Consider the following 24,043-nt stretch of genomic DNA (forward strand, 5'->3'; position numbering starts at 1 on the left):
ACGTCTTACTGGTCTACCTTGATCAGCATATTCGGATCCCGCACGGTGCGGTTAAATTCGAGCGCAATCTTTGTCTGTTTTCCGGCGGCCATATCGAACCAGCGGAAGGTAACCGGAGCGGAGCCGTCTTTGCTGCGGACACCGGAACTCAGACAGTAAAGCCCGGCGGGCAGGTCCTGCGGCCATTGGAGTTTATTAAACGGCTCATGATAGCCGAAATCCTGCTCGGCCAGATGATCGGTTTCCCACTTGCCGACGCCCCAATCCTTGAAGTATTGGGCGTTCTGCACGGTGGTATCCGCCGCCGCTTCGATGACAAGCGAGCCGGTGCTGACGGGTTTGGATTTGCCTTTGGCTTTGAGCTTGAGGTCGACCACAGTCCATGCGTTGTTCTCCCAGCGCTCGAGGCGGCCTGTGACCGAATTGAAGCGGGCGGGAATGCCACGCACGCGGCATAAACCGATGTAGAGCCGCTCGATGTCGCCTTGCGAACCGCGCAGCACCTCAAGGGTCTGCCACGGCGTAAGCGGCGGGCCGAGACGGTCCTTCTCATTGTCGAGCACGATACTCTGCTTGATCCAGCCGATGAGCTTTTCATCGTGACGGGCGGAAGGCAGCAGGTCGAGATGCGTCTTGAAGAAGCGGTAGACCGCGCCGCGCCACGGAACGGCAGGCTCCTGATCGATGCGGGGGGCCATGACGTATTCTTCGTACCGCTGACGGTCGGCACTATCCAGAGATGAGATGGTCTCCCAGACTCCCGGGCCGGAAAGCGGCATCTCGACGGAATTGCGCTCGTAATGATCGCTGAGTACGTCGAGATTGAAATCGCGAAGGTCTTTTTCGGTCAGATTGTCAAGCAGGGCAAGGCGCGCATCCATGTCCGGCAGCTCCGTGCCGGTGTGCAGACTGATGTCTGTCATGGGATACTGGCCGATGAGGAAACGGAAGAGCACGCCCCAGTTGCCGCGCGCGTTGCGGAAAATGTCGAGCAACTTTTTTGCATCGATCTTATGCGCTGTGGCAAATTCGGTGACCCATGCGGAGTCGGGCTTGAGCTGCAAGGGAGCCGTCTGATTGGCATGCCCCATGATGTTGCCCAGTTCGAGGGACCAGACGCGCCAGAAGCTCTCGCGTAGACTGTCTTCGGTGGTCAGGCGGCACTTGAACAGGCTGTCCTGTTGGGCAAGATTCTTGGCGGGCATTTCGGGCGGAGGAGTGTACAGCGCCTGGGTGAGGGTACGCAGATTTTCGAGCTTGTCGAGCTTCAGCGTGACATGGGATTCGGAGCCCTTGACATGCAGCAGCGCGGCAACGTCATCTTTTCCCGCGCTGACAAACCAGTCACCGAGACCGCAGGCAAGGGTGACGGTGCCATCGGCGCCGGTTTCAAGAGCCATGGCGGGCATCAGGCTGCCGTAGTTGTAGAGATTGAAAATGACTTTAGCGCCGGACACGGGCTTGCCGGTTTGGTCGAGCACGGTGACCAGCAGGTCACGCGTCGTGCCGTAAACGGCGGTGGAGTTGATGAGCGTGGAGCGGCCATAGCGGCGGAGTACGGGCTCGGTGCCGCGATAATCGCCGTAAGACGTGCTAACCACCAGCATCGCGCGGGCGGCGGCGTCACTGAACCAGCCTTTGTCGAGCACGGGTTCAGGTTCACAGGCGCCGAAGTAGTGCCATTTGCCGTCGGCCCAGACTTCAGTCCACGCATGATTGTCATCGGTGTGCGCCCAGAAGGGAGTATAGCACTGGCGCGCGGGGATTCCCACCGAGCGCAACGCATCGATGGCGAAGATCATCTCTTCTTCACAGCGGCCAAGGCCGGCACGGATGGTGGTCAGAGGATCCTGATCACGGGAATCGGAGGGCTTGTAGGTGACCTTTTCATGGCACCAGTGATTGACTTCCAGCGCAGCCTGCGTCATGCTCATGTTCTTCAGCCGGGGCTGGAGTTCATAGAGGAACTGATCGCGCCATCCGGTGACGTAGGGTTCCTGCGAGACGCGGTGGGGGAGCACGAAACTGCGGAACAGATTATCGTCAATCTGCGAGCCCCAGGGAAATTCCCGGCGGGCCTGGCGGGCGAGGCGCACGTTATCGAGCAGCGCCTGCCCATCCATCGCGGCCAGATCGGCCAGCGGCAGATAGGCAATCAGAAAACGCAGATCAGCCTTTTCTTCAGCAGTGATACCGCTCTCGGGCTGGTCGAGCAGATTGAAGATGAGCGGCCCGCGCGCGCCGGCGCGAATGCGCTGCACATTGAGCAGGGAATCCAGGCCGTCAGTGGCAAAAGCCGCGGCGGCAAGGAGCAGGATACAAAACGCTGTAAGAGTCTTCATAAAAAGTGCCTGTATGAAACGAGGAACGATGAACGAGGAACGATGACGAGACGGGCACGGCATGGCCTTTGGGCCATCCACATCCACAGGAAGACGGGCACGACATGTCGTGCCCCTACGGCAGATTCGGATCATGGTTTGTTTGTGGCGGCAGACCTCTATTCCCCGGCCCCCCGCCTTCGTCGAGGTCTAAGGACTTTTCCCATAGAATGGAGAAAGGGGAGCCGAAGGAAAAGATTGTTACCACTGCAGAGAGCGCCACGAGGGATCCCAGACGGGGAGGGGGGTGGGCTTCTGCTGGGTCAGGGCGACGATGTCGGCGGGGAGATAGCGCTTGGGGACGACGACGTTCAGGACGTACTCATCGAACCACTCATCGGACATGGTGAAGAAACCGCCGTCGCCGCGATCTTTGCCCCAACTGTTTTCGACACGCCATTTGCGCGGCTTGCCATTGACCACATCGACGCCCACGAGCACCATCGCGTGATTGTTGGAACTGATGCGATAGTCAAGGCGCTCTGCCTTCGGCAGATCCAGTTTCACGCCGAGAAGTTCTTCATAGTTGTAGAGGCCCTTGATCATCAGACCCTTCTTGCCGCTGACATCCGGTCCCATATCACAGCCGAACCAGACGCGATTGCTGTCGGTCAGAGCTTTGAGGGCAAGGCTCTTCATCTGATCATTGGGGATGTTGATGAAGGTGATGTCCGATTTGTCGGCCATGGAGCGCGTGAGATTGATCGAGTAGTTTTTGCCGTAGGGATGATCGGGATAGTTGCCGAGGCAGACATAGTCGGAAAGATCGACGCCGATGACCTGCTTGTAGAACTCCTGCGGAGTGTACGTGACGGGATCGCTGACCACGTGGGTGCTGTCATCGGTGGTGCGCCATTCGAACTTTGTGGGCGGCACGCCGTAATTGATGACGAGGATGCGGGTGACATCCTTGAGCATGTTCATCTTTTCTTCACGTAAATCGGCAACAGACTTACCCTGCGCGCTCATCTTGCGCAGCGTGGATGCATCGCGCACCATCAGCTTGGTAATCAGGCCACTCAGGCGGTCGGTATTGGCGGAACTGTGGGACTCGGACATAAACTGCTTGGGAACCACGCCGTATTTCTGGACAAGGTTAATGACATAGCCCCAATAGCCGCCGTCGCCCACGGGCTCTTCGAGCATCTTGTCCACTTCGCGGTCCAAGAGATCGCGCTGGCGGGTGTCGATGATAAATTCGAGGAAGACGTTGGCCTTTTCGAGTTTATCCCAGAAGGCAAGATAGCTCTGGGAGAGTTCGAATTCATCGAGTTTGAATTTTTTGGCGACGTTCTGGCGCATCAGGTTCAGACCGGCGAACATCCAGCAGCGGCCGGAACTCTCCTGATCGGTCATGCCTTTGGTGGGAAGCTTAAACGAGAAAATGTCGTCATTGGTCATAAGAACATCGCGGTTCATCACCAGATCGCGCATGTCATTATTGGTGACGGCATTGGTGGCGGCGCGGGTGGCCGCGTCCATTTGCACGGACTTGATCAACTCCTGAAGCTGATCCTGAGAAAGGCCAGTGGCCGGCTCCGCGCAAAAGGCCGTGACGGCAAGCAGACCGGCAAACATAAGGGAAACGCCAAAACGGAACATCGGAACTCCAAAACAACTGAAGAAGAACATGCAGGGAATGAAGGCGGGCAAAAGTCCAACTGTATTCATATAATGTATTAAACTCCTCCCGAATAGTCCACTCCGCGCCGCAGACCCCCGGATTCGGGGCGGAGTGCTGTAAGATCAATATTAATATAGTTCAAGCAGGATAATTCGACGGGTAATCCGGTGCAGATCAGGTTAGGGGTCCGGGAAGGAACAGAAGTTTGCGACGGCTCCTCTTGGGATGGAGTATAAGAGAGACGGAAGAGGGATTTGCCGAGAAGGAGAATTCTGTATGAATAGACTACTCAATTCAGCGAAGATCGGGCGCCATTTGGCCATTGGGGTGGGAATTCTGGCTGTGGTGTTGGCGATGAGCTGCAAGGAGAACAAGTCAAACCCCGCACAGGCACCGGGAGGAGATGGCACACCGCCGGCCAATGAAATCTGGATGCAGAATATGGCGTTCACCCCGGCCAGCCTGACGGTGAATGCCGGGACAACGGTGAGGTGGGTGAACAAGGACGGCATCACGCACACGGTGACGAGCGGGATTCCGGGTAACCCGGATGGAGCGTTCAACAGTGGGAACGTTGCCGCCGGAGACACGTTTCGTTTCACGTTCACCTCGTCGCGGACAACGTACCACTATTTCTGCCAGATACATCCGGTGCAGATGCAGGGGACGGTGGCGGTGCAGTAGAAAAGGCTGGAGATACCCTTTGCGAGAAGGTGGGCACGGATGGCCCTTCGGCCACCCCGTATCACAGAAGACGGGCACGACATGTCGTGCCCCTACGGCAGAGGCCATACTCTTGCTCTGACCGGTGTAGGGGAGGGTTAAGGTCTTCCGCAACCCTCCCGTGTTAGCGATTGCAGGATGTGGCACGGGCGGGTTGCGCGTGAGGCATCCTCTGATGAGTTGCTTCCTTCTGCTTAACCCGCCCCTACACGGGAATGGGTTTGTGGGCGGGCAGACCTCTATCCTCCCGGCCCCCCGCCTTCGTCGGGTCTAAGGACATTCCCCATGAAATAGGGAAAGGAGGAGCAGAAGAGCCATCCTTAGCATCTTCCTTTTTGTTGCATCGCAGACCTCTATCCCCCGGCTTGTGCGTTACCCCCATCTAACTTCCCCCACCCCCGTCCCGGCCTTCCCCCACCGAAGTAGGGGAAGGGGACCAGTGCAGAACCCCCTTCTGATTCCCCCTTTTTCAAAGGGGGAAAAGGGCAGAGTAAGGCGCACGGCCGTGCGCGGCTACAGTGCGGGGTAGGTTAGGGTGGTGCCGTGGGCGTGGGCGAAGGAGGTCAGGAAGTGGAGTTTGTGGCTGGTTTGGCTCATGATGTGCTCGACGGGGATGCCGCGCACCGTCAGCGCATCGGCAAGCAGGGAACGGTGGCAGCGCCAGGGGAGGGCTTCGGCGCACATGAGTACAATGCGCTCCTGGCCGGCCAAGTTGATCAGCGGCTGGAGAGCGGCTTCGAACTTGGGAGTCAGCATGTAATCGGCATAGCCGCGGAAACCGGCGTGCCGCCAGCCCTGGTTAATCGAATCCGGACGCGGTTTGCGCAGGCCGCCGAGCTGCGGCATGTGGATGTAGGCGATGCTGGCTTCAGCGAGAGGTTCAGGCAGCACGTCCTTGTTGTAGAGGGGATTGTACTCGGAGCGCGGCATGGTGCGCACATCCACGAGGCAGGTAATTTCATTCATCCAGAGCATGGGAATGAACTCTTCCAAGCTGCGGTTGGAATGGCCGATGGAAAAAATCACTTAGTCCCTCGCATAGTATAAAAGAAGTAGCCGGTGGTAACACCGGCTACTCTGTTTCTTATCTTTGAATGACGCTTACTTTATGTGAGCGCCTGTCGACTTGGTCGCGATGACCTGACCGTCGAGGTTTCTGCCGCCTTCTTCAGCCATCGTAACCGCGGCTGGCAAAGCATGGTTGTTGGCAAAGTCATCAATCCAGAAACGCTGGTTGCCGGTGGCCGTGCCCTTGTCGAACTGCCATTCCTGATAGACCTGATAGTTGCCGTCGAGCACGTTGGGGATGTCGCCATTCCAAACGCGTGTGCCGTCGATATAAAAGTCCCAGTGACCGGCGCTGTGGAAGAAGCGAACCGTATGCCACGCGTTGTCCGACAGAAGCGGGAGAGTGGGATTCGTGGCCAAGCGGCGAAGCGTATCGGACGTGACCGTATACGCGAGGACGGTGCTGTCCGCGCTGAAGAAAACGCCCACGACGCCCTGCGTCGGATCGTTCGGGTTGCGCTCGATAAAGAAGCTGGCGTAGCTGGCGTCCGCGCCCGTGCCGTGCCACTGCTCGACCTTAATCTTCGACTCAAGCCAGCCGTCGTGCGGCATCAGGTTGCTGCTAGTCGTGACGATGCGGGCGAGACGCTGCGTATCCTGCGGCGACGTAAAGGTAAACAGACCGGCGCCGTTGGTGCCTTCATTTTGATCCCACGTCCACGTCGAATACGTCGAGCCGCCGTTCAGCTCTTCAAGATTGAAGTTGCTGAGCTGGCTGCTGCTGGAAAAATCCCAGACACCGGGCAGCGTCCAAAGGCTGGTGTATGAGTAATCGCTCGTGCCGTTGGCGTTCGAGCCTTTCACGCGGTAATACAACCGGCGGTTGGCCGCATTGGTCGAGTCATTGTAAGAGGTTGTGGATGTCGAGGCCAAGGCTGCCCATGACGTGCTGTCCGGCGAGCGTTGAATCTGGAATGAATCTGCGCCGGCAGCGCCCCATGTTAGGTTCACCGCACGACGCGATGCCTGAGATGCGGTGAAATTAGTCGGGCTGGTGGGAGGATTATTGTTGTTCGTGCTGGTGCTGTCCTTGGAACAGCCGGCGAGAATGGCGACTGCCAGAAGCAAAAGAAATAGCGAAACCGGGAAAAGGGCTTTCTTCATTTTGTCCTCATAAGTTATGTGGATGCAGACACTTGAAGGGTATGTACCGCGAATCAGGAATGCAGGCAACACCGAGGTGTGCCGCAAGCACAGATTCGAATGTAGCGGTTTTTATCGTGGAAATCAAATGGAGTCGGCGAGATCTCAGGATGTCCAGATTTGTCTTACCCAGACTCATCTGAGACCGCAGTGAATTCAAAAAGTTCCGGCAAAGCCGCTCAAACTATGCCACGCTCAGGATCGGTTAAGAAAGAACAATGCCTTAGCGGATTGAGAACCGGCCTTGGGCGGGCAGGTCCTCTTCTCAGACAGACATCGCAGGTGCTCACCAACACCCCGGTGTTGGTGAGCAAATCGGAAGGTCTGGCTATCGAATCAGCATAGCCTTTTGAACATAGCGTGTTCCATTGGCAGACAGCACAAACAGGTAGATACCGCTGCCACAGGACGGACAAGACCATTGCAGGCTATGGTGTCCTGGGTTCATTGTACCGTTCAGCGGAGTGTCGATGGCCTGACCGAGAATGTCATAGACGGTGAGCGTGACACGCGCACTGCGCGGGACGTCAAACGTCATGACCGTAGAAGGATTAAAGGGATTGGGAAAGGCTTGCGACAGGGCAAACTGCGTAGGCATGGCCGAGGGCAGATCGATGACGCCGAGAGTTGTTCCGGTTCCGCTGAGGGAAAGAAGGCCCATGCCTTCGATGGCGTTGCTGGTGACGCGCAGCGTATCCCGATAGAGCAGGGCACTGTCTGGCGTAAAACTGATCCGCACGGGAGTCCAGTGGGCGGGGAGAATGGTTACGGGACCGGAAAAGTCGGAAACGAAAGGCGGATTGATAGAGATAGACGTTACCCGCAGATCGGCCGTCCCGTTGTTGCGAATGACGACCGTGCGATTGACCGTGCTGTCAACCCTGACCGAACCGAAAGAGATGACGCCCGGCTGAAAGAGAATGTGGGCCGCTGTAGCCGTGAGGGAACCGCTGACAGGGTCAGGCGACGGAGATCCCTGATTGAATAGGAGGCGGGTGAATTGCAGCGCTCCGGCAGTGCCTTCGGCAACATCGGAGTCCACACGGAATGTCAGCGAGAGCAGGGGGCCGGGACCAACGATGGGAGTTGCGCCCGAGGCGACCAGAGAAAGCAATCCTGCGGAGTGCGTCTCGGTGACGGTCCAGTCGGCGGGGATCAGAGCGCCGGTACGGTCAAAGTAAGGGGCGACAGGGGCGGACATGGAGGAGTCACAGGCTACGGTCAACTCGACGGAGGTGATGCTCCAGCCGGTGGTGCTGTCGAGGACCACCGGCACAGACGCGGTATCGCCCGCAGGGGTCTGGGCATCGGGCAACTGCGCGACCAGTACATTGCCGGGACCACTGTGTATGGCGAGGTCGGCGGTCATGGTATCGGCGGAGGCGCTGATGTTACGAATGGCAACGCGGGTGAGGTCTCCGGTATAGCGGCGGCTGCTGGGTAGGGTGCTGCTGGTGAAGGAGGCGCTGTCCCAACTGGGGTAAGGATCACCGGAGTCTCCCTGGCCCTGATTGCGATCCAGTTCGAACAGACCGTCGGCTTGCTGAAGAGCCACTTCATAATGGCCACTGCCGGTGTGACCGGGGTACCACGGATTATCATTGCCGTTGGCGGTCTCGTCGATATGATAGATGAGCAGACCATTGCCGGGAAGCCGCAAATCATAGCCGCGCTGCTGGCGATTTTCAACAAGAAAGTACTCGTTGGTCTGTGCACTGGTGGGCCAGAGGCGGTAGATGACCGGGGACGTCTCGATATTGGGAATGGATGCGTTGATCAAATTGCCGGTGACGACGGAGGGACTTACAAAGCCCATGCGGATTCTGCACCATGCATCGGGCGCGGCAGGAGAATTGCCGTTGGTGCCGTTCCACGAGCCGCCTGCCATCAGGCTCCATCTGCCAAGTCCGGCGGAATGATACCCCGTATCATACAGATCGGGCAGGCCGAAGACGGCATGGCCCATTTCATGAGCAAAGACACCGCACGTCATGTCGTTGGCGCGCTGCCAATACTCGGGTTCCATGGAATAGCGCTGGGCAATAACACCGTCCACGTGCTGCGCGGTTGGAGTTGCCCAGGCGTGCGACCAGATGTCCGTATTGTGTCCGGTGAACTCCGCGCCGGGGCCGGAATGCAGAATGAAGAGCGCATCCACATAGCCGTCGCCATCATTGTCATACTGCGAGAAATCGACGAATGAATCAACGAGCTGGATGCAGTCTTCGGTGAGGCGCTGGGCGTTCTGCGGATAGGAGCCCTGACCATTCTGATTGTCTACGTAATAGGCATAGGTCTGCGGAGCCCGCTGCCAGCCAAGGGCACTGGGCATATTGACGGTGACCAGAGAGAGATTGCCGTAGGAGACCTGCTGATAGTAGTTGTCCAGAGTTCCCGTATGATTGCCGTAGATCAGGCTGTCGAAATAGACGGGCTGCACCTGAGCGACATGATCGCTGAAATCCACGAGGATGACGAGGATGTTGATATTCTCATCAAGGGCACGGCGCCGGAGCAGATCGATGGTGCGCACGGGGGATGCGGCGTCCACGCCCGCACTGTGCAGCTCATCGAAGTGCTGTAAATAATAGGGCGCGGCGATCTCCCGGCGTTCGATGCGCGCCAGAAGGTCCGGATGCGGAGGCATAGCCAAAAGCGAGGACGAGGAGAGCACGAGCAGCAGCGCGCACAGCGAGGCGGCGGAGAATTTCATAGCGGGGACCCGAAACGAAACGGAAAGTTTGCGAGAAGGAGGCCGTCAGAGGTGGGGAGAAGTGCAAGGGAAGCAGCACCATTAAATATACGGCTTTTGGTTGTGCAGATCAAGGACAGAGAGACATGAAGAAAAATAAGATGGAGTGAAAAGCCGCGTCAGCTTATATCAATAGGCGATGTATGTTCCTGTTTTTACATGACAGCAAAAGGGACGGGCGCTTTGGTTAGGGCTTGCTTTGATGATTGCGGAAGGGGCAGGGGGCAAGCATGGCTCTGGGGGCAGAGCCATATCCATAGAAGTCGGGCACGGCATGGCCCTTCGGCCACCCCCCTGAATCCCACCACAAAAGTGGGGGGAACAAAGAACCCCTATCCCCTACGGCGGAGGCGATACCCTTGCAATTGCCGTGTAGGGGAGGGTTAAGGTCGTCCGCAACCCTCCCATCTTAGTGATTGCAGGATGTGGCACGGGCGGGTTGCGCGTGGTGCATCCTCTGATGAGTTGCTTCCTTCTGCTTAACCCGCCCCTACACGGGATGTACACGCCGGGATCACAGTCGGCAGACCCCCATCCCTCCGGCCCCCTTTCTCCATAAAATGGAGAAAGGAGAAAGACCAAGACGCATGCCGCGGCGACGGGGTGGGTGACCTTCTGGTCAAGGGTTTGTCAGAGGGGGGTAAGTTCGGCGATGGTGGCGCCCCAACTGCTGGCATCTCCCGCGAGGTAGAAGGTTTTTACCTCGGGCAGCTTTCTCAAAATAGAATGGACGGTCTCGCGGAGAGCGCCGGTGCCTTTGCCGTGGATAATGCGGACGAGATAGATCCCGCGAGTGCGGCACTCGGTGAGGTACTCGGGCACGAGAGATCCAACATCACGCGGCGAAAAGGTGTGCAGATCGAGGGTACCGTCTATCGGCAATTCAACAGGGTCTGGTTCATCGGTCATCGGGCAGACAACGCTCCTCGCTGGGGAAATTTCGCAATAGGATTTTTCTAATTTACACCGTAAACAGGCGGAATGCAAGATTGAGCCGATACCGGTGTCTTATGCCGTCAGGGAGGCGGATCGGTGGATGTTAGCTGGAGTGCACCTGAGCGAATCATCGGTATGAATGGACGCTCTTAACATGCAAAGCGGACTCCTGTCACAGGAGCCCGCTTTGCCGAAAATCGATCACGGCAGAACTATTTGGGTGGACTGATGCGATTGCTGTGGATCAGGCTGTTGGCGGTTTGGTAGAAGGCGTGGAGTTCACGGCGCAAGCTGTCCGCCATGAGGGGCTCGGTTTGGAGCAGGTTGGCTTCGCCGTCACGGGGATCCTGGGGATCGTAGAGGGTGATGTCTTTGCGCAGGTCATTGACCAGTGTGCGGTCGGGACGGCGCCAATGCAGGAGGCTGCCCTGCACAGAGACGTTGTAGCGGCTGGCGGTATCGGCATCCACAGCGCTCCGGCCGAAGGCCGCATGCGGAGCATCCACTCCGGCAAGATCAAGAATGGTGGGCAATACATCCAACTGACTGGTGAGGCGCGTGTCCACCGCGGGTGCGATGCGGCCGGGGGCATAGTAGATGTTGGCGATGCGGTAGAGTTCCTGCTCGGAAAGCGCGTGGCTGGTGTGGTCACCGATAATCACATACAGCGTGCGCTTGAAGCGATCCTTTTGGGATTCGCGGGCGAAGAAATCGCGGAAGGACGCATCGAGGTAGGCGAAGGAATTGAGAATCTCCGCATTGGGTACCGTGGGAGCGAAGGACGGTTTGAAGCCGTCGGGAAGTTTCCACGGTGCATGGGTGCAGAGGGTGAACATGCCGTAGTGATAGGGCTCGGGGGTGGTGTCCAGCTCTTCGGAGATGCGCTCGAGGGCCAGATGATCCCACACGCCCCACGAGCCGTTTTGCGCGCTGGAGGGAAAGTCGGCGGAACTCTCGAAGTGTTCATAGCCGGCCATATGCGCGATGGCTTCAATGCCCATCGACCCCGGAGAGGCTCCATGGAGGAAGCTTACGTGGTAGTTCTGGTCATGCAGAATCTCGCCGAGGCCGCGCAGTTTAGGCAGGGCGAAGGTGATACCGAGGGCATCATCGCCCAGATCGGGAACGGACGTCAGACAGGCACAGACACCGCGAAAGCTGCGGGTGGCGACGGAATTGCAGTTGGTAAAGATCAGGCTCTGGTGGGCCAGCGAATCGAGAAACGGCATCACCGGCAGAGGCCCGCCGAACGATGGCAGGTAGGTGGCGTTGAGGGACTCGACGATGATCAGCACGACATTTAGCTGAGCGTCCTTGCCTGCAATCGACGCCGTGGGATAGGTGCGGCGAAGCAGCGGGTAGCGCGGCGACTCGAAGTGATCGCGGGGGCCGGCGATGATCTTCTGAGTGAGGGCGACGGCCTTGTCATCGGGTACAGCCAGAGGACGGTCCCGGTGATCGGCAATCATGGTGGCCGTGAAGCTGTACCAGCCATTCAGCGCCAGATTGGCGGCGGTATAGTATTGTGAGATGATGGCATCGGTAACCTTCAGCGGTTCCTTTTGCAGGCCACCGCGCACACCGATCAACGTCACGGCAGCAACAAGGACCAGGCGCAGCGGATAGCCCCACCAGCGGGTTGGCGCGTCAGAAGCGTGCCGGAACTGCTTACGGATGGCCCATACAAAGCCCCAGCACAGCAGGCAGAGCCCAATGAGCTGCAACGGGTATTCAGTGAAGGCGGTATTCACCATCGGCCACACGGCATGAGTGGTATCGGCGGGCTCGCTGGTGAGGTGATGGCCATTCTCTTCGAAGAAGAGCAGGTCTCCCCACATGAAACCGACCGATACAATCACAAAGGCACAGGTGAGCCAGAGTGAGACGCGGTTTACCCAGCGCCGCCACACGCGCGGCCAAGGGAGCCAGAGAAGGAGCATCGGCGCGGCGATGGTGCCGAGCGCCGTCGCCAGATCGAAGCGGAGCCCGACCAGATAGACCATCCACAGGTCTTTTCCGGGCACCGCGGCGAAGTACGAAGGATAGACGAAGCGATAGAGCGCACGCCAGAAGAGGAGAAAAACCATCATCACGAGGAGCGTCCGCACCCATACCTGGAGAGAGGATGCGGTCAATTCTCCGGTGAGGGCGGCGATCCAGTTCTGGGTGGCGGCGGTTCTACGGCGATTGAATGCGGTTTTGTCGGCGTGTTCAGGCAACGGAGCGAAAATCCATCAGAAAATTCTGGAGGGAAAGCGATTCAAGGGCTCGAAGCGGTGGCGCTTCGAGCAAGAAAACAGGAGGCAAGAGGCTAATTTACTAATAAGATGAAAACTACGGCCAGAAGCAATGAGTAGGTAAAGCTAAGGCGCAGACGGCACTTTCTGTTTAACATTAATATGTACATCTATTTAGAAGCCCCGAGCGGGATTTGACCGTTCGGGGCTTCGATAGGGAGAGGGCAGATGGCCCAGGTGGAATGCAGCGGAAGTTACGCCGCCACGTGTTGCTGGACTTCCCGGCCGTTTGATTCGATAGCTACCGCTTCGGCTGAGGTGCCGTGGCGGTGCTTGCGGCTGAAGCGGTCGAGGAAGGTGTACATCACCGGGACCAGAATCAGCGTCAGGAACAGGGATGAAAGCAGACCGCCGACGATGACCGCACCCATACCGGCGCGCATTTCCGAACCTTCACCGAGCGCCAGTGCGAGCGGCATCATGCCGACGACCATGGTGGCGGTAGTCATGAGAATCGGACGCAGACGCAACGGCCCGGCGGTCAGCAGGGCTTCGCGGCGGTCCATACCACGGGACCGCAGCAGATTTGTGAAGTCCACCAGCAGAATACCGTTTTTGGTGACCAGTCCGACGAGGATCAGAATGCCGATCATCGAGAACATGGACAGCGAGTTGCCGGTGATGGCGAGACTAAGAAACGCACCGACAATGGCCACAGGCACGGAGAACATGACCACGAAGGGGTGGATGTAGCTCTCGTAGAGCGAGACCAGAATCATGTAGACGAAGAGAATCGACAGGAAGATGGCCTTGACCATGTCCGACATCATGTCGCGCATGTTCTGGACGTCGCCCGCCGCGCTGAAGGTGACACCCGTGGGAGGCGTGTATTTCTTCATTTCCTTGTCCAGCGCACCCTGCACTTCACCGAGGGAGCGGCCTTCGATGTTGGCCGTGACGGTGATGACACGCTCGCGGTCTTTGTGGCTGATGGTGGAGGGGCCGCTGGTGCGTTCGACTCGCGCTACATCGGCCAGTTTCACCATCTGGCCGACATGGTTCCTGATTTCGATTTGCGTGACCAGAGAGGGATCGGTGCGATAGCGCGGCGTGAGGATGGAGCGGACGTCCACGTCCACGTCGCCGGCGCTGAAGCGCGTCACGACATTGCCGTTGACCGCATTGCGCAGCGCCATGGCAATTTCGCCGGGAGTCAGGTTACTGTTGGCGGCCTTTTCGCGGTCAATGATGACCTGCAGTTCGGGCGAACCCAGCTCATAGCTGGTCTGCACATCGCGGGCGCCGGGGGTACTGCGCAAAATGTCCACCGCATGGTTGGCGGCGACGTTGACCGAGTCCAGATTCTGCCCACGGACTTCATACTGGATCGGCGCTTCATTGGCCGAGCCGAACATGCCGATGTCGCTGATGACCAGATCCAGACCGGGAATCGTGCGGGCAAAGCGGGCGATGTCGTTCTCCGTCTTGCGAAGCGGCTGCACCCGGTCCTTGCGGGGGCGGAGCTTGACCTGCACGCTGGCCAGACGCGGGTTGTCTTCGATACCCATGCCGGTCTCCTGCTGGCCGACGGTGGTGAAGACGCGCTCCACATCCTTCAGTCCCAGACAGTAGCCTTCGATCTTCTCGACGGCATTGTTGGTCTCGTCAAGGGTTGTCCCGAGGGGCATTTTGGCGGAGACCTGAAACTGGCCGCTATCAGTCTGGGGGATGAAATCGGTGCCGATGAAGCCGAGCGGAATCAGGGCAATGGAACCGATCATCAACAAGCTGGCTACGAGGACTACGCGCCAGCGATGACTAAGAGCCCAGTTCAGAAGGTGGCGGTACTGCTCTTCGAGGGAGTGGAACCAGCGTTCGAAACGGCGGGCAAAACCGCGCATCCACTTTTCGCCTTCAAGGTGATCCTTGTCATTCAGGCGGCTGGCGAGCAGCGGCGTGACCGTGAAAGACACGAGCAGCGACATCAGCACGGCGGTGACGAAGGCGATGGAAAACTCGCGGAAGATGTTTCCCACGATGCCAGTGAGCAGCGCCACGGGAAGGAAGATCACGACGTCCACCAGGGAGATGGAGATCGCGGCGAGGCCGATTTCATTTCGTCCCTGAATGGCGGCGGTAGTGGGATCGGCTCCCTTTTTCAGCCAGCGATGAATATTTTCAAGGACGACGACCGAGTCGTCGACGAGTACACCGACCACGAGGCCCAGCGCCATCATCGTCATGAGGTTCACCGAGAAGCCGAAGAGGGCCATGGTGATGAAAGTAGAGATCAGCGAGATCGGAATGGCGATGAGCACGATCAGCGAGTTGCGCAGGGAGTGGAGGAACACCAGCAGCACGAGCGCCACCGTGATGAGCGCCTCGAGCACGTTGCGCTGCACCTCGGAAATCGAATCCTTGGTGAAGGTGGTGATGTCCTGCGCCACATCGATTTTGATGAGGCCCTGATACTGCTTTTCGAGACCGGCAAGTTCGGCACGGACCAGCGCGGCCGTTTTGACGCTGTTGGCCTGCGACTGTTTGACGATCTGGATACCGAGGGCTCGCTCCGTGTTCAAGCGGTCCATGGAGCGGTCGGCCTTGATGGTATCTGTGACCGTGGCGATGTCGCGGAGGAAGATGGCCGAGCCGTTGGGAAGCGGAATACGGGTGCGCTCGATTTCGCCCAGCGTGGCGTACTTGCCCGCCATTCGCACGGTGAAGTCCTGGGAACGCCCGTAAATCTTGCCGGCGGGCAGGTCGAGGTTATCGCTGGCCAGCACGCGGTTAATGTCGTCCAGAGAAAGGCCGTGTGTCTTGAGCTTGTCCGGATCGATGGCGATCTGGATTTCACGTTCCTCGGCACCGGAGATGTTGATCTGCCCGACGCCGTCAATCTGTTCGAGGCGCGGGCGGATTTTCTGATCCACGAGAGTAAACAGCTCGGGGCCGGGCAACTGGCTGCTGACGGCGACACGCAGAATCGGGAGCGCGGCAAGGTCGGCTTTAAAGAGCAGCGGCTCTTTGATGTCTTCGGGGAGCTGCGAACGGGCCGCGTTGACGATCCGCTGAGTCTCCTGCAGTACGACATCGGGATCCGCCGACATGTCGAACTCGAGGATGATAACGGAGACATTTTCGCGGTTATAGGTGCGGATATGCTTGAGCTTGTTCAGGGAGATCAGACCGTCTTCGAGGGGCTTGGAGACCATGGTCTCGACTTCCCGGGGACCGGCGCCCGGCCAAGTGGTGATGACGCCTGCCATCGGCCAGTCCATGGCCGGCAGGAGATTCACCGCCAGCCGCTGGTAGAGGATGATGCCCATCACGACGACGGCGAGGAAGAACATCGCCAGCGCCGCCGGGCGTTTGATGGAGAGTTCGGTCAATGTCATTGCAGGCTACTCCGGCTGTCGAGGGTCGGGGCGATCAGGGTGCCCTGCGAGAGGGTCTGATTTCCGGTGGTGACGATGGTGTCACCGCGGGTGATGCCGTCGACGGCGACGCGGTCACCCTGCGTACCGATGACGCGCACCGAGACCTTTTCGGCAGCGCCCTGACGGGCGCGGAAAATGATGGTGCGTCCCGCGTCGGGAAGCAGTGCGGCGCGGGGGAGGAGCAGACCGTCTTCGCTTTGGCGGGAGGCGATGATCGCGCGGGCGAACATGCCGCTGCGCAGCGCCTTATCGCCGGGCAGACGGATTTCCACGGGGAAGGTGCGGGATCCGGTGTTGGCGCGGCTGCCGATGGCCGCCACCTTGCCCTGAATGGTGTCGCCGACGGCGTCCACAATGATAGTGGCGGGAGCGCCGATGGATACGGATTCAAGATCACCTTCGGAGACCTGCACGGTCAATTTGAGGGCGCTGACATCCACAAGCTGGGCGATAGCCATGCCGCGCTCTACCATCTGTCCGACCTCGGTCATTTTGGCGGCGACGGTGCCGTTAAAGGGCGCGCGGATGGTGGCGTTATTATAGGTCTTGAGAGCCATGCGGTACTGCACTTCGGCGCTTTTGGCGCCGAGGCGGGCGTTTTCAATATCAGCGTCGGAGATACTTTTCTCCGTATACAGTTTTTCGGCGCGGTCGAGATCGAGTTTCGCCTTGTCATAGGCGATTTTGGCGCGGTCGGAGTCGAGCTTGTACAGTTCGTCGTCGAGGCGCACCAGCGGCTGGCCTTCGCGGACGACATCGCCGACATCGACTTTGACTTCGAGTACGCGGCCACCGGTTTCTGCGGCGACGGTAGCTTCCTTGTTGCCGGTGAGCACGCCGGTCTCTTCGATGCGGCGGACGAACGGTTCGGGTTGGGCGACCATGGCACTCACGGAGACCACATTGGAATGAGCATCGGTGAGATTGGCGTTCTTGGCTTGCCGTTGGATGCGGCCCACGACCATGATGACGATGATCAGCAGAATGCCGCCGTAGAGAAAGAGTCTGGGTTTATTCATGAGGAGGATTCCTTATTTCGCGTACGGGGGAAGTCCAGCCGCCACGCGGGCCTGCGCCGCGGCTACGAGCCGGTCGTATTTGGCCTGCGCCAGCGATACCCGGGCGACGAGTTCGTCGAGTTGCGCAGCATTCATTTCAAGGGTGGTAATCTGGCCCTGGGCCAGTTTGGTCTGGGCGATGCGGCGGGCCTGCTCGGCCTGCTGCACGGCCAATTCGGCGGCGCTTTCACTGGCATTGGCCGCCTGATAGGAGGTCACGGCATTTTGAAATTGCAGCAGCGCGCCGCGTTCCGCTTTGGAGAGAGTAAGTTCGGCTCCTTCCCAATCGGCATGAGCCTGCTGAGCCAGTCCGAGCGATTTGCCGCTGGGAATGGGAATGGTGAGGGCGAGACCGCCGTACAGCGAAACGGGAGTATTGGTGGAGTTCATCTTCCAGTTGCTGCCGGCGAACTGGCGGGCATACTGAATTTGGCCGCCGAGGATCGGCATCCAGGAATTGCGGTTAATGATGTACAGGTTGCGGTACATGGTTGCGAGGTCGCGCAGGGCTTCGATATCGTCGCGCTGCAAGACCTTGGCGGAATCTTCGGCGGCGATGGGAATGGTGTAGCCGGTGAGATCTCCCTCGACCGTGAGGGTTGTGTCCATGGGCACACCGAGAAGTTCCTTGAGAGAAAGTTCAGACAGATGAAGGGCGTTTTCGGCCTGACGCAGGGCGGGGATCTGGTTACCGGCCTGAACTTCGGCCCGCAGGACATCGTAATCGCTCATGAGGCCGACGGCGCGCATCTGTTGAATGCGTTTGAGGGCACTGTCGCTGACGGCAAGGCTGGTCTGACGGGCGTTGACGACCTCGCGCATGAGGAGCACGGTCCAGAAGCGCTGCATGACATCGAGTGAGACCGAGCGGTCGGTGCTGCTGATGAGATGGGCGTTGGAACGGCGCGCGGCGTAGGCGGCTTTCAGCCCGGACGAGACGCGCCCGAAGGTGTAGAGTGGCTGATTGAGCGTGGCCGAGGCGAGGGCATTGTCTTTCTGGTTCAGTTGGAGCAGGACGGTTTGTCCGCCGAACTTGACGGGAACCGTGGGGATTCTCCAATACTGCTGGGCGGCAACCTGAGCGGAAACGTCGGGCAGAGCGTTGGCCCACGCTTCTTTGATGCGGCCACCGATGCGTTCGCGGTCAATTTGCGGATCCTGCATCTGCAGGGACCGCTGGTGGCCAAGTTCGATGGCCTGTTCGAGAGTCAGGGCCGATGCGCCGCCTGCGAAGAGCAGAGTGAGAAGCAGGGCGGCGACGGCAAAGCGAAGGTCCTTCATCCTTTGTCCTCGACGGAGGCTGTTTCGTCCTGGGTGACGATCAGAGCGTCGTAAAAAAGTTTAGTAGCAGTTTCGAGAACGGCGATCATATCAATTTCGGGATCAATCTGTTTACGGATATGCAGCCCGTTGTAGAGCGCGGAAATGGCCTGGCCGAGCCGCATGGCGTCTACGGGCCGGAACTGACCTTTGTTTACCGCATCCTCAAAGAGCCGGGTGGTGGTGGCGTCCCAGCGGCGGTGATATTCCTTGAGACGTTCATTGATTTCGGGGTAGCGCGGCGCGAGGGCGTATAATTGACTGTAAAGCATCTCGCGGTCGGGATACTGCAGATCGAGCTGATAGAGATCGCGATGCGACTTATAGAGGGCTTCGAGCCCGTATTTGTCGATGGAGGCGAGGCGCACGATTTCGCGCTGACTCTCTTCGACGCAGCGGTCGGTCAGTTCAAAGAGAATTTCCAGTTTGCTGCGGAAGTACCAGTAGATTGAACCCTTGGAAAGTCCGGCAAGTTTGGCGATGTCATCGACGGAGCTGTTTTCGTAGCCCTGTGCGATAAACATCTTGGAGGCCGCATCGAGGATCTGTTCGCGGCGGGTGTCGCGGTCTAAATGTTCTGTCATTTTAGCTCCAAACTGACTGGTCAGTACGTAAGCCCACACTTTTCAGCGCCTTACCAAGTTCTATGAGCCCACTTGATGACAGCGCAAACTGACTACGAAATTGACTGACCGGTTGGTTTAAATATAAAATGGCTGATCGGAAAAGTCAAGCCAAAAACTGACCATTTGGAATGTTTTCCCGAAAATGCGGTCAGGTAGGCCTCTCCGCGATATTGGAGACGAATAGGTGGGGGGAATACTTTAGGGACTAAGGCAACTCCCGCGATGTGGAGCGGTGACTGGGTGGGACGGGGTTTAAGCGAGGCGGGCCGATGCAATCGGCCCCTACCCCGAGGGCATGAGACAGGGCGATCCGTGCGGGTCGCCCTGTTCTGTATCGCACTTGATCAGCGGGCGGATCTAAGATCCGCCCCTCCGACAAATGCCGAAGCTACTCCCAGTTTTGGCAATATTGTAGACCTAACCGGGAATAGTGTGCAAGGCGCAAAGGAAGCCTCTTGGCGAAACCGTCCCAATTCCGTTGAACTTGGGGCGACCAGACCACTTCAGCCAAGGCAGCGATGCGGGGGAGGACCATGTACTGGCCGTGAGCAGTGGTGGGAACGTACTCGGTCCAGAGATTGGCCTGGGCACCGAGGATATGCTGAGCCTCGGACGCGGACAGTTCTGCGGGGATGGGTTCGAAGGCATAGACTTTGGAGAGGGGTGAGAAGCCGCCGAAGGCTTTGGGCTGGGTAGCGGGGTCGGCCTGATAGTGGTCGAAATAGAGATGGGAGGCGGGGCACATGACGACATCATGGCCTTGACGGGCCGCAGCAATACCGCCTTCGGTGCCGCGCCATGACATGACGGCAGCACTCGCGGGCAGACCGCCTTCGAGGATTTCATCCCAGCCGATGAGCCGCTTGTTCAGTTTCTGGAGAATGCGGCCCACGCGAGTAATGAAGTAGCTCTGCAAACCGGCGAGGCTCTCGATGCCCTGCTCGCGCATGCGCTGCCGGCATTTGGGGCACTTTTCCCACTCGCGCTTGTCAGCTTCATCGCCGCCGATGTGGATGAACTCGCCCGGAAAGAGCGCGGCGACTTCGGTGAGGATGTTCTCGAGGAAGACAAAGGTCTCATCGTTGCCAGCGCAGAAGAGATCGGTGTCGGGCCAGTATTGACCGGACGCGACGGTAAAGGGGCCGCCGGTGCAGGAGAATTCGGAATAGGCCGCGAGAGCGGCAAGCGCATGGGCGGGCATCTCGATTTCGGGCACGACGGTGATTGAGCGATCCGCCGCATAGGTGACGATGTCGGCGATCTGCTCTTGGGTATAGAAGCCACCGTAATCGGCTATCTCGTTGGGATCTTGCGGAGGGCGCTCATTCCACGGCATGTCTTCGCGATTGACACGCCACGCGCCGATGCCGGTGAGACGGGGATAGCGCTTGATTTCGATGCGCCAGCCCTGATCATCGGTGAGGTGCCAGTGGAAGGTGTTGAGCTTGTGAAGGGCGAGGATGTCGAGGTAGCGCTTGATGAATTCGACGGGGAAGAAATGGCGGCTGACATCGAGGTGCATGCCGCGCCACGAAAAGCGCGGGTAGTCGCGGATGGTGAGGCACGGAATGTGGGATTCTTCATTTACCAGTTGCCGCAGAGTCTGCTCGGCATAAAAATGCCCGGCAGGCGTGGGTGCATGGATGTGCACGGCCTCCGGGCTGACCACCAGTTCATAGCCTTCTGCGCCGAGTTCCGTATCGTGGACCATGTGCAGGGTGGCGATGGCTTCAATGCCGTCACTCTGCCAGCGTTCCAGCATGTGCGGGGAGAGCGCGAAACTACCGGGCTGCGGTTGAATGCTGACGGGCTGGGGGATGATAGAGATCATCAGGCCATCCGCGCGTCGGAGAGCAGTTCTTCGATAGTGGTTACAGCCAGCCCCACGGCTGTGTCCGCCGCGCCGTAGTAGACGAGGACTTCGCTCGAAGGATCAGCGAAACCTTCAGTGTCTGCGTGTTTGACGATGGCACCGGAAGGGAAGACGACATTGGGAACCTGGCCGGTGAGTTCATAAGGTTCGCGTGGCTCGAGGATGTTGTAACGGCTGCGCGCCAGCAGCTTGGAAGGGTCGTGCAGGTCGAGCAGGAAGACTCCGGCCTGATAGATGTTGGAACTGGCAAAATGAGTAGCGACACCGTGATAGATGCAGAGCCAGCCCTCGCGGGTCTTGATGGGCGGAGGGCCCGCGCCGATGAGTTCATCCCAGTAATGAAAGCGACCATCGAGCAGCGGTGCGACGGGTTTCCAGTGGAGCAGATCATCGGACTCGGAAAGACAGATGGCGCTGCCGGAGACCGGGCCGCCGGCAAGTTGTACGCGGTTGGGGCGGTCGAGACGCAAAAATCTGCCGCCGATTTGCTCCGGGAAGAGCACGCCATTGCGGTTGTCATTTTCGGAGCAGATACCAAGGAAATCGAAACTCTCGAAGTCCACCGTTTTGGCAAGACCGAGGCGGCAGCCGTCCTCCATATCCATGGCGAAGAGGATGAAGTAATCGTCACCGAGGCGCGTGATGCGGGCATCGTAGCAGTGGAAGATAGTCTCTTTGACCTGTTCAAGTCCGCGAAAATGAACCATGCGCGGCGAGACGGTGAAGTCATGGCCATTGGTGCTGCGGGCGGTGAGGAAGAAGGTCTCACGCCCCCGGTTCTGCACACGGAGCATGAGCAGCACCTGTCCATTGAAAAGTACCGCGCCGGGATTGAAGACCGAACTGACATCCACGAGGTGCGGCGAAAGGGAAGGGATGCTATTTCGGGTTAAGATCGGATTCTTGGGCCAGCGTCGCATGGGCCGGAGCTTCCTTTGCTGAAGTGCGTTCGACAAAGCCGTCGTCGTGATGATCGCGGACCATGGTTTTGAGGCGGTGGAGCATGTCCTTGAGGTCACGCAGACCGCCGATGGAAAACCAGATAATGACCGCGATGGAGGCCACGACATTGATGAGAATAAAGACGCGCCAGAAGCTCATCCACGCGGAATCGGCGACAGTGGCGGAGAGATTGTAGAAGGTGCCGACGAGGAAGACGATGCTCCAGACGAGGGTCCATGCATAGGCGACGACGTAAGTGATTTTGTCGCCGCGGGTGAACTCCTTGCCCATGCCGAGCATCCGCAGGCCGCGCACGGGAACCTCGTCAACGATCTGGTTTTCCCCGCGAATGGCATAGGCGCCGCGATGCAGCATCTTGTCCATGTCAAAGGCGTGGCGCTTGTCGAGCAACGACACCACAATGTAGATGATGGAGGAACCCGCCATGGCGATGCCCCAGAACATCTGGCCATTGATGGGAAAGTCAGGGTTGATCTGGTGAATGATGATGCCGCCGACGGCGATCACCGAGCCGGTAATCAATGCGCTCCAGGCCGCGGCGGTGGTGCCGCGCTTCCAATAGAGACCGCCGATGATGACCGCGCCGCTGCCGCCGGTGAAAATGGCCCCGGTGATGGCAAAGAAGAGGAAGATGTATTCACTCTGCTGGAAGATCATGCTGAAGAGGAAGATGAAAATGCAGACACCGAGAATCGAGAGTCTGAGCACTTTCAGATGCTGTTCCGGCGCGAAGGGCTTGCGGCGGAAGGGCATGATCACATCCTGAATGAAGATGCTGCCCCAGGAATGCAGATAGCTGTCGTGCGTGCCGATGGTGGCCATGAGCATCACGGTGGTGAGCGCGCCCATCAGACCCAAGGGCAGAAGCTTGCTGAGGACGAGCGGCACGGTAAGCTGGCTCTTGAGGGCTTTGGAGGCTACGCCGCTGAGGATGTTGTTCACGCCGTCGGCATGGACCGAGAAGCCGGGGTGATGCATGACCGTGTAGGCGATGATGGGGACAAAGATCAGCATCAGCCACTTGGGGATGTCGCGCAGATTGCCGAGGACTTCACCCATCTTGGCCTCATGGGCGCTCTTGGCCGACGAATTGTAGCCTTGAGTGCCCTGCCAGGACATCTTGCCATAGATGACGCCGGCGACGCCGATCAGGAAATACCACAGGTTGAAGTCCTTGACATTGCTGGTGTGGTAAGGATTGATGAGCGAGGCGTCGGCGGGAGCGGTGATGAGCGCGGCGAAAATCTGCTGCCAGTCCACGGTCAGCAGAAAATAGATGACGATGACGATGAAGACGCTGTTGACGAAGATGCCCTGCACGAACTCGGTGATGATGACGGCAATCTGCCCGCCGGCGAAGAGGAAGTAAAGGGCAATGGAGAGAAACAGCGCCATGACCAGCGGAAACATGGGAATGTAGAGCCCGGCGATTTCAAGCTCGGACGGCAAACCGCAGAAGTAGATGAAGAAGCGCGCACCGACGGCGGGAAAGATACCGAAGTTAACGATGCCCGAGGTGAAGGCGAGCAGCCCCGCGAAGATGCGGAAGCGGCGGCTGTAGCGGATCTCGAAGAACTGCGCGACGGTGAGGGCGCGCGTCTGACGGAAGCGGTAGATGACCCAACCGGAGACGGTGATGGCCAGCAGCACCACACCCATAGTGAATTCCCACCAGCGCAGAGAGAAGCCCGCGATGTAATTCATCTCCCACATGCCGACAATGGTAATGGATCCCAGCGCGGACATGCCCTGCGAGACGCTGATCATGTAGCGTCCGGCGGTGCGCCCCGCGCTGAGGAAGTCGGCGACGCTCTGCATGTAGCGCTTGCTGAGACGCACAAGGGCGATCAGGCCGGAGATGCAGACGATAACAATCAGCCAATCAAGAAACTTCAGATTCAA

Annotated in this window: 15 protein-coding genes; 1 reads left to right on the top strand and 14 read right to left on the bottom strand. The window is 58.7% G+C overall.

The window, feature by feature from the left end; translation table 11 throughout:
- Window positions 1-5: 5 nt before the first annotated feature.
- On the bottom strand, window positions 6-2,342 hold the full coding sequence (locus VGL38_13790; GenBank protein HEY3296496.1) for a transglutaminase domain-containing protein: 2,337 nt from the start codon (window positions 2,340-2,342) through the stop codon (window positions 6-8).
- 240 nt (window positions 2,343-2,582) lie between these two features.
- Window positions 2,583-3,983 carry a C1 family peptidase gene (locus tag VGL38_13795; GenBank protein ID HEY3296497.1) on the bottom strand — a complete coding sequence of 467 codons (1,401 nt, stop codon included), beginning with the start codon at window positions 3,981-3,983 and terminating at the stop codon, window positions 2,583-2,585.
- A gap of 298 nt (window positions 3,984-4,281) precedes the next feature.
- Between VGL38_13795 and VGL38_13800 the strand changes: the two genes are divergently transcribed.
- The gene (locus VGL38_13800) at window positions 4,282-4,689 is read left to right on the top strand and encodes a plastocyanin/azurin family copper-binding protein (protein HEY3296498.1); all 408 of its coding nucleotides are present in this window, start codon (window positions 4,282-4,284) and stop codon (window positions 4,687-4,689) included.
- 552 nt (window positions 4,690-5,241) lie between these two features.
- On the opposite strand, the gene VGL38_13805 is transcribed toward VGL38_13800, so the two are convergent.
- The 12 genes from VGL38_13805 to VGL38_13860 all read right to left on the bottom strand — a co-directional run bounded on the left by VGL38_13805 (window position 5,242) and on the right by VGL38_13860 (window position 24,043).
- Window positions 5,242-5,754: a DUF488 domain-containing protein gene (locus tag VGL38_13805; protein ID HEY3296499.1), complete on the bottom strand. Its 513-nt coding sequence runs from the start codon at window positions 5,752-5,754 to the stop codon at window positions 5,242-5,244.
- A 75-nt stretch (window positions 5,755-5,829) separates the two neighbouring features.
- Window positions 5,830-6,900, bottom strand: coding sequence for a hypothetical protein (locus VGL38_13810; GenBank protein ID HEY3296500.1), 1,071 nt, complete (start codon window positions 6,898-6,900; stop codon window positions 5,830-5,832).
- A 367-nt stretch (window positions 6,901-7,267) separates the two neighbouring features.
- Window positions 7,268-9,652, bottom strand: a complete 2,385-nt coding sequence (locus tag VGL38_13815; protein HEY3296501.1) for a M6 family metalloprotease domain-containing protein — start codon at window positions 9,650-9,652, stop codon at window positions 7,268-7,270.
- 669 nt (window positions 9,653-10,321) lie between these two features.
- Window positions 10,322-10,600 carry a Smr/MutS family protein gene (locus VGL38_13820; GenBank protein ID HEY3296502.1) on the bottom strand — a complete coding sequence of 93 codons (279 nt, stop codon included), beginning with the start codon at window positions 10,598-10,600 and terminating at the stop codon, window positions 10,322-10,324.
- A gap of 239 nt (window positions 10,601-10,839) precedes the next feature.
- The gene (locus VGL38_13825; GenBank protein ID HEY3296503.1) at window positions 10,840-12,846 is read right to left on the bottom strand and encodes a sulfatase-like hydrolase/transferase; all 2,007 of its coding nucleotides are present in this window, start codon (window positions 12,844-12,846) and stop codon (window positions 10,840-10,842) included.
- Window positions 12,847-13,118: 272 nt separating this feature from the next.
- Window positions 13,119-16,259: an efflux RND transporter permease subunit gene (locus VGL38_13830; protein HEY3296504.1), complete on the bottom strand. Its 3,141-nt coding sequence runs from the start codon at window positions 16,257-16,259 to the stop codon at window positions 13,119-13,121.
- Complete coding sequence (locus VGL38_13835; GenBank protein HEY3296505.1) at window positions 16,256-17,320, bottom strand: efflux RND transporter periplasmic adaptor subunit; 1,065 nt, start codon at window positions 17,318-17,320, stop codon at window positions 16,256-16,258. Before VGL38_13835 ends, VGL38_13830 begins: the two co-directional genes overlap by 4 nt.
- Before the next feature lie 12 nt (window positions 17,321-17,332).
- Entirely contained in the window at window positions 17,333-18,640 is a 1,308-nt protein-coding gene (locus tag VGL38_13840; protein HEY3296506.1) for a TolC family protein, read from the bottom strand.
- A complete protein-coding gene (locus VGL38_13845; GenBank protein HEY3296507.1) occupies window positions 18,637-19,263 on the bottom strand; it encodes a TetR/AcrR family transcriptional regulator in 627 nt (208 codons plus the stop codon). The genes VGL38_13840 and VGL38_13845 overlap by 4 nt, the downstream gene beginning before the upstream one ends.
- 430 nt (window positions 19,264-19,693) lie before the next feature.
- The gene (locus VGL38_13850; GenBank protein HEY3296508.1) at window positions 19,694-21,136 is read right to left on the bottom strand and encodes a beta-N-acetylhexosaminidase; all 1,443 of its coding nucleotides are present in this window, start codon (window positions 21,134-21,136) and stop codon (window positions 19,694-19,696) included.
- Window positions 21,136-22,098 carry a glycoside hydrolase family 130 protein gene (locus tag VGL38_13855; protein ID HEY3296509.1) on the bottom strand — a complete coding sequence of 321 codons (963 nt, stop codon included), beginning with the start codon at window positions 22,096-22,098 and terminating at the stop codon, window positions 21,136-21,138. Before VGL38_13855 ends, VGL38_13850 begins: the two co-directional genes overlap by 1 nt.
- Window positions 22,058-24,043 carry a sodium:solute symporter gene (locus VGL38_13860; GenBank protein HEY3296510.1) on the bottom strand — a complete coding sequence of 662 codons (1,986 nt, stop codon included), beginning with the start codon at window positions 24,041-24,043 and terminating at the stop codon, window positions 22,058-22,060. Before VGL38_13860 ends, VGL38_13855 begins: the two co-directional genes overlap by 41 nt.

It is taken from the genome of bacterium, assembly GCA_036504735.1.
Classification (GTDB): domain Bacteria; phylum Electryoneota; class RPQS01; order RPQS01; family RPQS01; genus DASXUQ01.

Excerpts from the sequence above, each read along its gene's own strand:
- VGL38_13790 (HEY3296496.1), bottom strand. The coding sequence starts at position 2,342 with ATGAAGACTCTTACAGCGTTTTGTATCCTGCTCCTTGCCGCCGCGGCT.
- VGL38_13795 (HEY3296497.1), bottom strand. The coding sequence starts at position 3,983 with ATGTTCCGTTTTGGCGTTTCCCTTATGTTTGCCGGTCTGCTTGCCGTC.
- VGL38_13800 (HEY3296498.1), top strand. The coding sequence starts at position 4,282 with ATGAATAGACTACTCAATTCAGCGAAGATCGGGCGCCATTTGGCCATT.
- VGL38_13810 (HEY3296500.1), bottom strand. The coding sequence starts at position 6,900 with ATGAAGAAAGCCCTTTTCCCGGTTTCGCTATTTCTTTTGCTTCTGGCA.
- VGL38_13815 (HEY3296501.1), bottom strand. The coding sequence starts at position 9,652 with ATGAAATTCTCCGCCGCCTCGCTGTGCGCGCTGCTGCTCGTGCTCTCC.
- VGL38_13820 (HEY3296502.1), bottom strand. The coding sequence starts at position 10,600 with ATGACCGATGAACCAGACCCTGTTGAATTGCCGATAGACGGTACCCTC.
- VGL38_13830 (HEY3296504.1), bottom strand. The coding sequence starts at position 16,259 with ATGACATTGACCGAACTCTCCATCAAACGCCCGGCGGCGCTGGCGATG.
- VGL38_13835 (HEY3296505.1), bottom strand. The coding sequence starts at position 17,320 with ATGAATAAACCCAGACTCTTTCTCTACGGCGGCATTCTGCTGATCATC.
- VGL38_13840 (HEY3296506.1), bottom strand. The coding sequence starts at position 18,640 with ATGAAGGACCTTCGCTTTGCCGTCGCCGCCCTGCTTCTCACTCTGCTC.
- VGL38_13845 (HEY3296507.1), bottom strand. The coding sequence starts at position 19,263 with ATGACAGAACATTTAGACCGCGACACCCGCCGCGAACAGATCCTCGAT.
- VGL38_13850 (HEY3296508.1), bottom strand. The coding sequence starts at position 21,136 with ATGATCTCTATCATCCCCCAGCCCGTCAGCATTCAACCGCAGCCCGGT.
- VGL38_13855 (HEY3296509.1), bottom strand. The coding sequence starts at position 22,098 with ATGCGACGCTGGCCCAAGAATCCGATCTTAACCCGAAATAGCATCCCT.